This is a genomic window from Streptomyces sp. SID12501, from assembly GCF_010550245.1.
GTDB lineage: Bacteria > Actinomycetota > Actinomycetes > Streptomycetales > Streptomycetaceae > Streptomyces.
Map to the genome: position 1 here is coordinate 1 of NZ_JAAGLU010001035.1, position 388 is coordinate 388.

1 pseudogene is annotated in these 388 nt (G+C 73.7%); it reads left to right on the forward strand.

The window, feature by feature from the left end:
- Positions 1-388 (forward strand): annotated as a pseudogene (locus G3I71_RS49695) (hypothetical protein); the annotation flags it as partial.

Consider the following 388-nt stretch of genomic DNA (forward strand, 5'->3'; position numbering starts at 1 on the left):
TCGCTTTGACGTTCTCGTCGTCGCTGTACCCGCCCGACGACGTGCACCACGCCGCGGCGTCGTACCCGCGCGTGCTGGTGGCCCGCACGCGCGACTTCCGGACCGTCACCCCCGCGCGCGTGCTCATCGACCACGGCACGGGCGTCATCGACACGACCGTGGTGCCCGCCGCGCTCGCGCCCGACGGGCGCGTGCACCGCTTCTCCAAGCAGGACGCCGACGCGCCCGGGTCGCTCAGGCTGTTCCACGAGGCGGGCTCGGCGCTCGACGCCGACGACTTCGAGGTCGTCGCCGCGCGGCTCGCCGACGACCGGTACGCGCACGTCGAGGCGCCGCTGGTCTTCCGCGACCACCGCGACGGCACGTGGTACCTGTGGGTCGACCAGTA